Origin of the sequence: Flavonifractor sp. An91 (genome assembly GCF_002159225.1) — a bacterium.
In the GTDB taxonomy this organism is placed as follows: Bacteria; Bacillota; Clostridia; order Oscillospirales; family Oscillospiraceae; genus Flavonifractor; species Flavonifractor avicola.
Map to the genome: position 1 here is coordinate 45,839 of NZ_NFHA01000009.1, position 12,737 is coordinate 58,575.

General features: G+C 62.6%; 15 protein-coding genes. All 15 read left to right on the plus strand.

Annotated elements, in window-relative coordinates; all coding sequences use genetic code 11:
* The first annotated feature begins 3 nt into the window (after nt 1-3).
* The 15 genes from scpB (at nt 4) to B5G42_RS07485 (ending at nt 12,626) form a co-directional block, all read left to right on the plus strand.
* Nucleotides 4-669: an SMC-Scp complex subunit ScpB gene (scpB, locus tag B5G42_RS07415; RefSeq protein WP_087268538.1), complete on the plus strand. Its 666-nt coding sequence runs from the start codon at nt 4-6 to the stop codon at nt 667-669.
* The gene (locus B5G42_RS07420) at nt 666-1,301 is read left to right on the plus strand and encodes a DUF2953 domain-containing protein (protein ID WP_087268541.1); all 636 of its coding nucleotides are present in this window, start codon (nt 666-668) and stop codon (nt 1,299-1,301) included. Before scpB ends, B5G42_RS07420 begins: the two co-directional genes overlap by 4 nt.
* A 3-nt stretch (nt 1,302-1,304) precedes the next feature.
* A complete protein-coding gene (locus B5G42_RS07425; RefSeq protein ID WP_087268544.1) occupies nt 1,305-1,751 on the plus strand; it encodes a GerW family sporulation protein in 447 nt (148 codons plus the stop codon).
* Nucleotides 1,752-1,777: 26 nt separating this feature from the next.
* The gene (locus tag B5G42_RS07430; protein ID WP_087268547.1) at nt 1,778-2,854 is read left to right on the plus strand and encodes a D-alanyl-D-alanine carboxypeptidase family protein; all 1,077 of its coding nucleotides are present in this window, start codon (nt 1,778-1,780) and stop codon (nt 2,852-2,854) included.
* A gap of 67 nt (nt 2,855-2,921) precedes the next feature.
* Entirely contained in the window at nt 2,922-3,629 is a 708-nt protein-coding gene (locus B5G42_RS07435) for a pseudouridine synthase (protein WP_087268549.1), read from the plus strand.
* A gap of 225 nt (nt 3,630-3,854) precedes the next feature.
* Complete coding sequence (locus B5G42_RS07440) at nt 3,855-4,724, plus strand: MurR/RpiR family transcriptional regulator (protein ID WP_087268553.1); 870 nt, start codon at nt 3,855-3,857, stop codon at nt 4,722-4,724.
* Complete coding sequence (locus B5G42_RS07445) at nt 4,721-5,974, plus strand: NAD(P)/FAD-dependent oxidoreductase (RefSeq protein ID WP_087268556.1); 1,254 nt, start codon at nt 4,721-4,723, stop codon at nt 5,972-5,974. The genes B5G42_RS07440 and B5G42_RS07445 overlap by 4 nt, the downstream gene beginning before the upstream one ends.
* Nucleotide 5,975: 1 nt before the next feature.
* A complete protein-coding gene (gene cmk / locus B5G42_RS07450; RefSeq protein WP_087268559.1) occupies nt 5,976-6,656 on the plus strand; it encodes a (d)CMP kinase in 681 nt (226 codons plus the stop codon).
* Nucleotides 6,653-7,249 (plus strand): lysophospholipid acyltransferase family protein, encoded by a 597-nt coding sequence (locus tag B5G42_RS07455; protein ID WP_087268562.1) that lies wholly within the window; start codon nt 6,653-6,655, stop codon nt 7,247-7,249. Before cmk ends, B5G42_RS07455 begins: the two co-directional genes overlap by 4 nt.
* Complete coding sequence (locus B5G42_RS07460) at nt 7,246-9,189, plus strand: bifunctional 4-hydroxy-3-methylbut-2-enyl diphosphate reductase/30S ribosomal protein S1 (protein ID WP_087268565.1); 1,944 nt, start codon at nt 7,246-7,248, stop codon at nt 9,187-9,189. Before B5G42_RS07455 ends, B5G42_RS07460 begins: the two co-directional genes overlap by 4 nt.
* Before the next feature lie 227 nt (nt 9,190-9,416).
* Nucleotides 9,417-9,893 (plus strand): CarD family transcriptional regulator, encoded by a 477-nt coding sequence (locus tag B5G42_RS07465; protein WP_087187914.1) that lies wholly within the window; start codon nt 9,417-9,419, stop codon nt 9,891-9,893.
* A gap of 93 nt (nt 9,894-9,986) precedes the next feature.
* Nucleotides 9,987-10,718 (plus strand): 2-C-methyl-D-erythritol 4-phosphate cytidylyltransferase, encoded by a 732-nt coding sequence (gene ispD / locus B5G42_RS07470; protein ID WP_087268568.1) that lies wholly within the window; start codon nt 9,987-9,989, stop codon nt 10,716-10,718.
* Nucleotides 10,715-11,188: a 2-C-methyl-D-erythritol 2,4-cyclodiphosphate synthase gene (gene ispF, locus B5G42_RS07475; protein WP_087268571.1), complete on the plus strand. Its 474-nt coding sequence runs from the start codon at nt 10,715-10,717 to the stop codon at nt 11,186-11,188. The genes ispD and ispF overlap by 4 nt, the downstream gene beginning before the upstream one ends.
* A 59-nt stretch (nt 11,189-11,247) precedes the next feature.
* A complete protein-coding gene (locus B5G42_RS07480) occupies nt 11,248-11,502 on the plus strand; it encodes a DUF3343 domain-containing protein (protein ID WP_087268574.1) in 255 nt (84 codons plus the stop codon).
* Entirely contained in the window at nt 11,499-12,626 is a 1,128-nt protein-coding gene (locus tag B5G42_RS07485) for an aminotransferase class V-fold PLP-dependent enzyme (protein WP_087268577.1), read from the plus strand. Before B5G42_RS07480 ends, B5G42_RS07485 begins: the two co-directional genes overlap by 4 nt.
* Nucleotides 12,627-12,737: the final 111 nt, after the last annotated feature.

Below are 12,737 nucleotides of genomic sequence, written 5' to 3' on the forward strand. Positions count from 1 at the left end.
TCTATGGAAGTAAAGGAAATCGAATCGGCCATCGAGGGCATCCTCTTTGCCGCCGGGGAGCCGGTGGGAGTGGAACGGCTGTGCCTGGCCCTGGACCTGGACCGGGGCACCGTGGACACGGTGTGCAAACGCATGGCCGACCGCTACAGCTATGAGCGCCGGGGCATCCGGCTGGTGCGGCTGGAGACCAGCTATCAGCTGTGCTCTGCCCCTGAGTTCGCCCCCTACATCCGAAAAGCCTTTGAGACCCGCCGTCCGGCCCGGCTGAGCCAGCCCGCTCTGGAAGTGCTGGCCATCATTGCCTACCACCAGACTGCCACCCGGGCCTATGTGGACCAGGTGCGTGGGGTGGACAGCTCCTACACCATCGGCCTGCTGCTGGAGCGGGATCTGATCGAGGAGTGCGGCCGCCTGGCAGTGCCCGGTCGGCCCATCCAGTACCGCACCACCCAGACCTTCCTGCGGTCCTTCGGCCTGTCCAGCCTGGACGAACTGCCCGAGCTGCCCAATATGCCGCCGGAGGACGGACAGATTACCCTGGAGATGCAGGCGGCGGTGGAGCGGCTGAAGGCGGCGGAGGAAGGGGAGAACCTGTCCGCCATTACCGAAGAAGAGATCGAGGAAGCCGCCAGGGAGCTGGCCAAGTCTGAGGAGGAGTCTGGGGCATGATTGTGCTGCTGGTTCTGGGGATCGTGGTCCTGGCGCTGGTGCTGCTCAGCCTGATCCGGGTGGGGGTATGGGCGGAGTACGCCCAAAAGACCTTTACTGTTCGGCTGCTGGCAGGGCCGGTGCGGGTGACCCTCTTTCCCCGGAAGGCCAAACAGCCCAAACCGGCCAAGGCAAAAAAAGTTAAGGCATCCAAGCAAAAAAAGTCCAAGCCTCCAAAGAAGCCCAAGACGGCGGGGGAGATCTTTGATCTGGTGAAAGAACTGCTGCCGGTGGTGACCGACGCCGCCGGGCAGCTGCGGCGGAAGATCCGCATTGACCAGCTTTATTTGGACGTGGTTGTTGCCTCCGCCGATCCGGCCAAGACGGCGGTGAATTACGGCAGACTCAACGGGGCCATCGGTATGTTTTGGCCCCTGGTGGAGCAAAATTTCAAGGTGAAGGAGTGGCGCATCCGCACCAACGTGGATTTTACCACCGAGCATCCCACTGTATATCTGCGGGCGGCGGCCACATTGACCATCGGGCAGATCCTTGCCTTGGGCGTCCGGGTGGCATCCAAGGTACTGCCCATCCTTTCCAAACAAAAAAGCGGGAGCAAATCCCGGCAGGAAACACAGAAAGAGGCGGTTTAAGCTATGGAAAAGCATCCTATCGGAGATCTGATGGGCGAGATCGTGGACAAGGTCCGTGAGATCGCAGACGCCAACACCATTGTGGGCCAGCCCATCGTCACCGGCGAGGTGACCATCATCCCCATCTCCCGGCTCAGCGTGGGTGTGGGCTCCGGCGGCACTGAGTTTGGCAGCAAGCACAAGAAGCCGGAGGACAACAGCTGCTTCGGCGGCGGCGCCGGGGCGGGCATCAACCTGATCCCGGTGGGCTTCCTGGTGGTCAAGGACGGCTCGGTGAAGCTGCTGCCTGTGGCGCCTCCCGCCGCTACCACTGTGGACCGGGTGGTGGAGATGGTGCCCGAGGCCATCGACAAGATCACGGACTTCATTGAGAAGCAGCAGGAGAAGAAAAAGGCAGAGAAGGCCGCCAACCCGGGCACGGATAAAACGGGATTTGAGGGCATATACTAACGGCATCGATGTGAGGTGATGCTGTTTTGAAACGCTGGTGCGCCCTTTTGCTGGTTCTGTCTCTGCTGGTTCTGCCCGTTTTCGGGGCAGAACCCACCCTGTCCGCCTCCTCGGCCATCCTGATGGACAAAGAGAGCGGGCGGGTGCTCTATGAGAAAAACGCCCGGGAACAGAGGAGCATCGCCAGCATCACCAAACTGATGACCGCCCTGGTGGCGGTGGAACTCCATCCCGACCTGTCCTCCACGGTAACCATCAAGCGTGAGTGGACGGGGGCGGAGGGCTCTTCCATGTACCTCAAGCCGGAGGAGAAGGTCACCCTGGAGGCCCTGCTCTACGGGCTGATGCTCTCCTCGGGCAACGACGCGGCCCTGGCCATTGCAGGCTACTGCGGGGGAGACGTGGAGAGCTTCGTGGCGGAGATGAACAAAAAGGCCGCCCAGTTGGGCATGAACGACACCCACTTTGCAAATCCAAACGGTCTGGATGACCCGGACCACTACTCCACCGCCTACGATATGGCCATCCTGGCCCGGGCGGTACTGGAGCGGGAGGAACTGCGGACCATCGTTTCCACCCGGTCTATCTTCATTGCCGGGCGGAGCCTGACCAACCACAACAAACTGCTGTGGCGGTATGAGGGGTGCACCGGCCTGAAAACGGGCTACACCGACGAGGCGGGACGGACCCTGGTGTCCAGCGCCTTGCGGGATGTCCAGGAGCTCATCGCCGTCACCCTCAACGCCCCCAACGACTGGGCCGATCACGCCGCCCTCTTTGACTACGGCTTTGCCACCTATCCCCGGACCCTGGTGGCGTCGGCGGGGGAGTGGACCCACATTCCGGTGACGGGCAGTCTGTGCCCTTTCACCCGGGTGAGCACCGTGTCCGACTTCTATTACCCGCTGGCCCAGGGCGAGACCGTCCAGCGTACGGTGGACCTGCCGGAGGAGGTGGAGGCCCCGGTGGAGGCCGGGTTCCCGGCGGGGAGCCTCACACTCACCCTGAACGGGGATGAGATCGGCCGGCTGCCCCTGCTCTACCAGACGGGGGCGGTCAACAACGTGGCCCCTCTCCGGTGGTGGCAGCGGCTGTTTGGATGAATTTGACACAATACAGAAGAGGTCTGCCGTTTTACGGCAGGCCTCAACTGCGGAAAGGAGACTGCCGGTGGAAGAACGGCTGCAAAAAATACTCTCGGCCAACGGCGTTTGCTCCCGCCGGGCGGCGGAGGGCTGGCTGGCGGCGGGCCGGGTGACAGTGAACGGCAAGCCTGCCGTTGTAGGCGATAAGGCCGACCCGGACAAAGACGATATCCGGGTGGACGGCAGGCCCATGAAGGGTCCTGAAAAGCGTACTTATCTGATGCTCAACAAGCCAAGGGGCTATGTCACTACCCTGTCCGACGAGAAGGGACGGAAAACGGTGGCCGACCTGGTACAGAACTGCGGCGTCCGGGTATGGCCGGTGGGCCGTCTGGACCTGGATTCGGAGGGGCTGCTTATTCTCACCGACGACGGGGAGCTGACCCAGCGGCTCATCCATCCCAGCCATGAGGTGGAGAAGGAGTATCTGGTGTGGGTGAAAGGAGATATCCCCGCCGCTCTGCCGGTGCTGCGGAGTCCCATGGAGCTGGACGGTGTGCCCCTCAGTCCTGCCCAAGTGGAGCGAGCGGGGGAGGGGATTCTGTCCGTCACCATCCATGAGGGGCGCAACCGGCAGGTGCGGCGGATGTGCGCCGCCGCCGGACTCCAGGTCACCCGCCTGCGCCGGGTGCGGGAGGGAGCCCTCACCCTGGGAGAGCTGAAGCCGGGCCGCTGGAGAGTCCTCAGCGGGGAAGAAGTGGCCCTGCTGGAGCAGGTCCCACCCAGAGCCTGAGGGACTTTTTGCAGGAAATGATAGAATTCTTGCAAAAAGGGGATTGCTTTTCTTTCGGAAAACCAGTATGATAGTGTTTACTGAATCAAGGGACGTACCGCGGCTGCGCGGCCGTCTTTCTGTCCGGTCTGTCCACGGTCACACCGGGGGATGGACCGGGATTCTTTGTCATCAAGGTTAACGGCGTTATGTCGACAGGGATCAGAACGCCGGGAGGTACTGGTTATGCCGAAAGATATTCTCTCTACCATTCAATCTGAAATGAATACCTTCTCCAAGGGGCAGAAGCTCATCGCCAACTTCATCCTGGAGTCCTACGACAAGGCCGCCTTCATGACGGCCAGCAAGCTGGGCAAGACGGTGAAGGTGAGCGAGTCTACCGTGGTGCGCTTTGCCGCCGAGCTGGGCTACGACGGCTATCCCGCCATGCAGAAGGCCCTGCAGGAGATGATCCGCAGCAAGCTCACCTCTATCCAGCGCATCGAGGTGACCAACGACCGCATCGGAGACCACGACATTTTGTCCATGGTGATGCAGTCCGACATTGAGAAGATTCGCCTGACCATGGAGGAGACCGATCAGACCCAGTTCCAGCGTGCAGTGGACGCCATCGTCAAGGCCCGACACATCTATATTCTGGGCGTGCGCTCCGCTGCCGCCATCGCCAGCTTTATGGGGTTCTATTTTACCCTGATCTTCAACAATGTGACTATCATCCACACCACCTCCAGCAGCGAGGTCTTTGAACAGCTGCTTCACATCGGGCCGGAGGACGTGATCATCGGTATCAGCTTCCCCCGGTACTCCCGCCGGACAGTGAAGGCCATGCAGTTTGCCCACGACCGGGGGGCGGAGGCCATTGCCATTACCGACTCGGCGGCATCCCCGCTGGCCCCCTATTCTACCATCACCCTGCTGGCCAAGAGCGACATGGCCTCCTTCGTGGATTCCCTGGTGGCCCCCCTCAGCCTGGTCAACGCCCTGATCGTGGCCATCGGCCGGAAGAAGAACGACGACCTCTCTCGTACCTTTGAGAGTCTGGAACGAATCTGGGACGAGTATGAGGTCTATGAGAAGGTGGACGAAAACCCTTGAGTGAGATCATCGTGATCGGCGGCGGCGCCGCCGGGTGTATGGCGGCCCTGGCCGCCGCGGAGCAGGGCGTGTCCGTTACCCTGCTGGAGCGCAACCCTAAGCTGGGCCGCAAGCTGTACATCACCGGCAAGGGCCGGTGCAACGTGACCAACCACTGCACGGTGCAGGAGTTGCTGCAAAATATTCCCGGCAACAGCCGGTTCCTGACCAGCGCCGCCACCCGCTTTACTCCCGAGGAGGCGGAAGCCTTTTTTGAAGGTCTGGGTGTGCCCCTGAAGGTGGAGCGGGGTAACCGGGTGTTTCCCCAGTCCGACAAGGCCGCCGACATCATCGACGCCCTGCTGCGTGCCCTGCGGAAGGCCCGGGTGGACATCGTTCAGGACCGGGCTGTCGGCCTGATCCTGGAGGAGGGATGCATCACCGGCGTGAAAGGGGAGAAGGGGACCTATCCCTGCAAAGCGGCGGTGGTGGCCACCGGCGGCGTGTCCTATCCGCTCACCGGCTCTACCGGCGATGGCTACGACTTTGCCCGGGCCCTGGGTCATACCATTGTGGAGCCCCGGCCTTCTCTTGTGCCTCTGGTGGCGGAGCAGGCCTTCTGCGCCCAGATGCAGGGTCTCAGCCTGCGGAACGTGGCCATCCAGGTGAAAAACAGCAAGAAAAAGACGGTGTATGCCGAGCAGGGGGAGATGCTCTTCACCCACTTCGGTATCACCGGACCCCTGATCCTCTCCGCCTCCGCCCATATGCGGGACATGGGGAAGGAGCACTACTACATCCTGCTGGATCTGAAACCCGCCCTGGACCAGGAGAAGCTGGACGCCCGGGTGCTCCGGGACCTGGGGGAGGGTGCCAACAAGGACTTCCGCCATGTGCTGGAGGGGCTGGTGCCCCGGCTTATGGTGCCGGTGGTGCTGGAGCTGACCAGCATTCCCGGTGACCTGAAGGCCAACTCGGTGACCAAGGGGCAGCGCCGCCGGTTGGTGGAGACCCTCAAGTGCATTCGCATCGATATTTCCGGACCCCGGCCCATCGCCGAGGCCATTGTCACTGCCGGCGGCGTCAAAACTTCTGAGGTAGACCCCCATACCATGGCCTCCAAGAAGGCTGGCGGGGTCTTTTTTGCCGGGGAAGTGCTGGATGTAGACGCCTACACCGGCGGCTTTAATTTGCAGATCGCCTGGTCCACCGGCCGGGCGGCGGGACGAGGCGCGGCGGAGTTCGTCCGTCCCTCCAAGGAGGCAGAGTGATATGACCAAGCACAGGAGCATTGCCATCGACGGACCCTCCGGGGCGGGGAAATCCACCCTGGCCCGGGCGCTGGCAAAGGCGCTGGGTTATCTGTATGTAGACACCGGAGCTATCTACCGTACCGTTGGCCTGCGGGCCTTTCGTACCGGCGCAGACCCGGAGGACAGAGAGGCGGTGATCGCCCTGCTGCCCGGCCTGGACATCGGTCTGGGCTACGGGGAGGACGGGGAGCAGCGGATGTACCTCAATGGAGAGGACGTATCCCAGGCCATCCGGCAGCATGAGATCTCTCGGTATGCCTCCTGCGTGTCCGCCATCCCTGAGGTGCGTGCCTTTCTGCTGGACCGCCAGCGAAAACTGGCCCAGGAGCACGATGTGGTGATGGACGGCCGGGATATCGGCACTGTGGTGCTGCCCCAGGCTGACGTAAAGATCTTCCTCACCGCCGCTCCCGAGGCGCGGGCCCGCCGCCGCTGGCTGGAGCTGAAGGAGCGGGGCCAGAGCGCCGATTACGAAGCGGTGCTGCGGGACGTGAAGGAGCGGGATGAGAAGGACAGCACCCGCTCTGCCGCACCTCTGCGTCAGGCGGAGGATGCGGTTTTGGCCGATACCACCCAGCTGGACCTGCAACAAAGCTTGGACCTGCTGATTCAGATTGCAAAGGAGCAGTTGCAGGCATGAATATCATCTATATCCTGGCCTATATCGTTCTCTGGCCGGCCTTTCGTATCTTTAAACCCACCCGCTGCATCAACAAGAAGAACTTTCCGGAGGGGGGCGCCCTGCTGTGCGCCAACCACACCCGGATGAGCGACCCCCTCTTTGTGGCCTACGCCCTGGGCCTGAAGCACCAGATCCACGTCATGGCCAAGGAGGAGGTCATGCACTGGCCCATCATCGGCTGGATCCTGAAGCACGGCGGCATTTTCGGCGTCAAACGGGGCCAGGCTGACATCGGGGCCATCAAGACCGCCATGAAGTATCTGAAAAACGGAGAGCTGCTGCTCATGTTCCCCGAGGGTACCCGTCATCAGGACGGGGATATGGGAGACGCCAAGACGGGCGCCGCCATGCTGGCTGTCCGCACCGGCGTGCCCATCGTGCCCATATATGTTCCGGCGGAAAAGCGGTGGTTCCGCTGGAATCCGGTGGTCATTGGAGAGCCCTATTACCCCAAAACCGCCGGAAAGCGGCCCACGCCGGAGGAGTATAAGAGCATTGCAGAGGACCTGATGAGACGGATCGAGGCTTTGCAGCCTCAGGCGGGACGATGAGGGTGGAACTGGCCCGGTCCGCCGGATTCTGCTACGGCGTCCGGCGTGCGGTGGAGCTGGCGGAACAGGCCGCCAAAAGCGGCAGACCCTGTGCCATGCTGGGCCCCATCATCCACAATGGCAGCGTCATTGACTATCTGAAGGAGCAGGGCGTGGCGCTGATCCAGTCTCCCGACCAGGTACCGCCCGGTACTGCCGTCATCATCCGCTCCCACGGGGAGGGGCGGGCGGTCCACAAGGCCCTGGAGGAGCGTGGCTGTCCCGTGATCGACGCTACCTGTCCCAATGTCTCCCGCATCCACCGCATTGTGGAGGAGGCGGAGGGGGAGGGCAGGCAGGTGCTCATTATCGGGATGCCCGACCACCCGGAGGTGGCTGCCATCGCCGGCTGGTGTGCCCACCCCGTTGTGCTGGAAGGGGAACAGGCTCTGGCCCAGTGGCTGGAGGAGGACCCCAAACGGCGGGAACTGCCCATCACCATGGTGTCTCAAACCACCTCCACGCACTTTATCTGGACAGAGTGCGTAAAAAAAGCAAAAAAAGAGTGTACAAATTTAAAAATTTTTGATACAATATGTAATGCTACGTATAAACGGCAGTCTGAGGCTCAGGCGCTGGCCGCCAAAAGCGATGCTATGGTCGTCATCGGCGGGCGGGAAAGCTCCAACACCAAACGGCTGGCCGAGTTATGCAAAGCGCTCTGTCCCATGGTCGTTTGGATCGAACGGGCGGCAGAGCTGGAACCTTCCACCCTGTACCGGAAGGCTTCTATTGGAATCACTGCGGGCGCGTCCACGCCTGAGTGGATTATAAAGGAGGTCTATGACAAAATGAGCGACGAAAACATTGAGATCGAGGAATCCTTCGCTGAAATGCTGGAGAAATCGATCAAGACTTTAAATACAGGGGAGAAGGTCACGGGCGTTGTCACTGGCATTACGCCCACTGAGATCTATGTGGATCTTGGCACCAAGCACGCCGGCTACATACCGGTGTCCGAACTGACCGACGACCCTACGGTCAAGGTCGAGGACCTGGTAAAGGTTGGCGATGAGATCGAGACTTACGTCATGCGCGTGAACGACCAGGAGGGTGTTGTCACCCTTTCCAAGAAGCGCCTTGACACCGTGAAGAGCTGGGAAGACGTGGAGCAGGCCAAGGAGGATCACACCACCGTCGAGGGCGTGGTCACCGAGGAGAACAAGGGCGGCGTCGTCGTGTCCATCAAGGGCGTGCGCGTCTTCGTGCCCGCTTCCCAGACCGGCCTGCCCCGTGACACCCCCATGAGCCAGCTGGTCAAGCAGAAGGTGCGCCTGCGCATCACCGAGGTCAACCGCGCCCGTAAGCGCGTGGTGGGCTCCATCCGCGCCGTCGAGGCCGAGGAGCGTGCCGCCAAGGCTGCCGAGGTGTGGGCCAACATCGAGGAGGGCAAGCGCTACACCGGTACCGTGAAGAGCCTGACCTCTTACGGTGCCTTCGTGGACATCGGCGGCGTGGACGGCATGGTCCACATCTCCGAGCTGTCCTGGTCCCGCATCAAGCACCCCTCCGAGGTCGTCTCTGTGGGCGACACCGTTGAGGTGTATGTCATCTCCTTCGACCCCGAGAAGAAGAAGATCTCTCTGGGCATGAAGGACCGCTCCCAGAACCCCTGGGAGGTCTTCACCAGCAAGTATCAGCCCGGCGACGTGGCCAATGTCCGCGTGGTCAAGCTGATGACCTTCGGCGCCTTTGCCGAGATCGTGCCCGGTGTGGACGGTCTGATCCACATCTCCCAGATTGCCGATCACCGCATCGACAAGCCCGGCGACGTGCTGAGCGAGGGCCAGATGGTGGACGTGAAGATCATCGACATCGACTACGACCACAAGAAGGTCTCCCTGTCCATCCGCGCTCTGCTGGAGGGCGGCGACGAGGAGGCTGCTCCCGAGGAGGAGTAATTCCGTCACCCAACCGGGGACGCCAGTGATGGCGTCCCCGGTTTTTTGCATTTTGGACCACAGAGCAGCACAGCGGAGGCTTTTTTGCCCGGATTCCCCGCTTTTTTACACAGACGCAAGGGATTTTACTTGCAAAGCATTGAAATCCGGTCTATAATGAACTTGTATCGGATAAAACAAGGTGAGGAGTGTATAGGAACCGGACAGATCTGCTTGGAGGTGGGATCGTGTTTCAGGTAGGGGACAAAATCGTTCACCCGATGCATGGTGCTGGTATTGTGGACAGCATCGTGCAGAAGAAAATCAACGGTGTCGTACGGGAGTACTACATTCTCAAGCTGCCTGTGGGCGGGATGCTGGTCATGATCCCCACGGAGAACAGCGAGGAGATTGGTGTGCGCCCGGTGATCAACGGGGAGGAGGCGGAACGCGTCATTGCCGCCATTCCCGGCATCGAGGTGGATATGACCCCAAACTGGAACCGCCGTTACCGGGAAAATATGCTCCGGCTGAAAAGCGGGGATTTGCTGGAAGTGGCTCGGGTGGTAAAGGGACTGACCCACCGGGATGAGGAGCGGGGCCTCTCCACCGGAGAGCGCAAGATGCTCCACTCCGCCAAACAGATTCTGATCTCAGAGATCGTGCTCTCCCAGAACGCCAGCTATGAGGACGTGGAAAAGCGCATCAATACCGCTATGGCGTAATAGGATACAACGGAGGGACGGCCAACCGCCCCGCCCATATCAAGCGATAAAAAGGGGCCGGCAGGCTCCTTTTTTGTAGAAGGAGGAACCAACATGGCAGGCATATTCTCCCGGCTGTTTCATCGGGACAGGCCGGAATCCCTCCGCTGCGGCGCGGTGGTGCCTGCGGCGGGCAGCTCCACCCGGATGGGGCAAGACAAAGTGCTGCTCCCCCTGGACGGGGTGCCGGTGATCATCCGTACCCTGCGGGCCCTGGACAACTGCCCCCTCATTGACGAGATCGTGGTGGTCACCCGGGAGGATTTGATCGTGCCCATCAGCGGTCTGTGCCGGGATGCCACCCTGTCCAAGGTGCGAAAGGTAGTACGGGGCGGGGAGACCCGCACCCAGTCGGTACTGGCCGGGGTGGAGGAGCTGAGCCGCTCCATCGAGCTGGCCGCCATCCACGATGGCGCCCGTCCTCTGGTGAGCCAGAAGGTACTGGAGGAAGCGATCCGCCGGGCGGCCCAGTGCGGCGCCGCCGCCCCCGCTGTGCCGGTGAAGGATACAGTAAAGGTGGCCCGGGACGGTCTGGTGGAGTCCACCCCCGACCGGTCGGTGCTCTACGCCGTCCAGACCCCCCAGGTGTTCCAACGGGATCTGATTCGAGGGGCCCTCACCAAGGCACTGGAGGCGGATGCCGACCTCACTGACGACTGCTCCGCTGTGGAGCGGCTGGGTATCGGGGTGGCTCTGACCCAGGGCGATTACTGCAACCTGAAACTGACCACGCCGGAGGACGTGGCTATGGCTGAGGCCCTGCTGGCCTGGAGGGAAGAAGTATGAGAATCGGACACGGATATGACGTACATAAGCTGGTGGAGGGCCGGAAGTTGATTTTGGGCGGGGTAGACATCCCCTGGGAGAAGGGGCTGCTGGGCCACTCCGACGCCGACGTACTGACCCACGCTATTATGGACGCCCTGCTGGGGGCGGCGGCCCTGGGGGACATCGGCAAGCTGTTCCCCGATAACGACCCGGCCTACGCCGGGGCGGACAGCCTGGTGCTGCTGGAGCGGGTGGGGGAGCGCCTCACCCAGGCCGGGTACCGGGTGGGCAACATTGACGCTACCATCCTGGCTCAACGCCCCAAGCTGGCCCCTCACATTTCCCAGATGAGGGCCAATCTGGCCGCCCGGCTGGGACTGGACGTGGATCAGGTCAGCGTGAAGGCCACCACCGAGGAGGGCCTGGGCTTTACCGGGACAGGGGAGGGTATGGCCGCCCACGTTGTCTGTCTGCTGGAGTCCATTTAAATGCACGGTTCACCCTTTGCTCCTCTTGCACATATGCTGGTGCGAGAGGAGCGTTTTTTATGGTCTATTATCTCATTGTCTGCCGCTCCCTGACCTATGCCCAGCGGACAGCCGCCGCGCTGGAGCGGGCGGGGATCACGGCCCGCATTCTTCGATCCCCCAAACTCATCGACCGGGAGGGGTGCAGCCACTCGGTGAAGGTGGCCGAGCGCAGCCTTACCAACGCCCTGGTGATCCTCAACCGGGCTGGCCTCACACCCAAGCGGATTTTCCTCCAGGCGGAGGACGGCGGCTACCGGGAGGTGGGGCTGTGATCTATCTGGACAGCGCCGCCACCACCCTGCAAAAGCCCCCCGCTGTGGCCCGGGCGGCGGCCTGGGCGGTGGGAAATCTGGCCAGCCCCGGCCGGGGCGGCCATCTGCCCGCCCGCCGGGCGGCGGAGACCGCCTTTGCCTGCCGTCAGGCGGCGGCCGACCTCTTCGGCATGGAGAGCCCTGAGCAGGTGGTGTTTACCTTCAACGCCACCCACGGCCTGAACATCGCCATCCGCTCCCTGGTGAAGCCGGGGGACCGGGTACTCATCTCCCCCTGGGAACACAATGCCGTCACCCGGCCGCTCCACGCCCTGGGGGCGGAGATCATGGTAGCCAAAGCCCCGCTGTTTGACTGGCAGGGGCTGCTGGACGCTTTTGAGGCCGGGCTGGAGGCGGACCCGGCGGCGGTGGTGTGCACCCACGTCTCCAATGTGTTCGGTTTCATCCTGCCCATGGAGGAGATTGCCGCCCTGTGCCGCCGCCGGAGGATTCCCCTCATCGTGGACGCATCCCAGTCTGCCGGCTGTCTGCCGGTGCGGCAGGAGAAGCTGGGGGCGGCCTTCATCGCCATGCCCGGCCACAAGGGGCTGTACGGCCCCCAGGGGACCGGGCTGCTCCTCTGCGCCGGGGAGGCGGTCCCTCTGATCCAGGGTGGTACTGGCAGCGCCTCCGCCCTCCAGACCATGCCCGACTATCTGCCAGACCGGCTGGAGGCGGGGACCCACAATCTGCCCGGCATTTCCGGACTGCTGGCGGGGCTGCGCTATGTGACCGCCCGCACGCCAGAGACTATCGGCAGGAGAGAGGGAGCTCTCATCCGACGGGCCGCCCAGGGGCTGGCCCGGCTGCCCCATGTAAAAGCTTTTCAGGCACGGGACCCGGCCTGTCAGAGCGGCGTGCTCTCCTTCCAGGTGGAGGGGATGGACTGTGAGGCGGTGGGGGAGACCCTGAGCCGCCGGGGCATCGCCGTGCGGGCGGGGCTCCACTGCGCCCCCCTGGCCCATGAAAACGCCGGCACTCTGGAGGCGGGCACCGTCCGGGCCAGTGTCTCCGATTTCAACACGGCGGCGGAGGTGGACCGGTTTGTGTGGGAGGTCTCCCGGCTGGTCCAGTCCTCCCGCTGAGCGAAATGCCCTCCAAGGCCCTCGGCCCGGAGGGTCTTTTGCTGCCAGGAAAGCGTCGGACCCCGTCGGATCTGAGGGAACGGTGAGCGGAATTCACAGAAAATTGATCTT

Coding starts and splice junctions, on each gene's coding strand:
- scpB (WP_087268538.1), top strand. CDS start 4: ATGGAAGTAAAGGAAATCGAATCGGCCATCGAGGGCATCCTCTTTGCC.
- B5G42_RS07420 (WP_087268541.1), top strand. CDS start 666: ATGATTGTGCTGCTGGTTCTGGGGATCGTGGTCCTGGCGCTGGTGCTG.
- B5G42_RS07425 (WP_087268544.1), top strand. CDS start 1,305: ATGGAAAAGCATCCTATCGGAGATCTGATGGGCGAGATCGTGGACAAG.
- B5G42_RS07440 (WP_087268553.1), top strand. CDS start 3,855: ATGCCGAAAGATATTCTCTCTACCATTCAATCTGAAATGAATACCTTC.
- cmk (WP_087268559.1), top strand. CDS start 5,976: ATGACCAAGCACAGGAGCATTGCCATCGACGGACCCTCCGGGGCGGGG.
- B5G42_RS07455 (WP_087268562.1), top strand. CDS start 6,653: ATGAATATCATCTATATCCTGGCCTATATCGTTCTCTGGCCGGCCTTT.
- B5G42_RS07460 (WP_087268565.1), top strand. CDS start 7,246: ATGAGGGTGGAACTGGCCCGGTCCGCCGGATTCTGCTACGGCGTCCGG.
- ispD (WP_087268568.1), top strand. CDS start 9,987: ATGGCAGGCATATTCTCCCGGCTGTTTCATCGGGACAGGCCGGAATCC.
- ispF (WP_087268571.1), top strand. CDS start 10,715: ATGAGAATCGGACACGGATATGACGTACATAAGCTGGTGGAGGGCCGG.
- B5G42_RS07480 (WP_087268574.1), top strand. CDS start 11,248: ATGGTCTATTATCTCATTGTCTGCCGCTCCCTGACCTATGCCCAGCGG.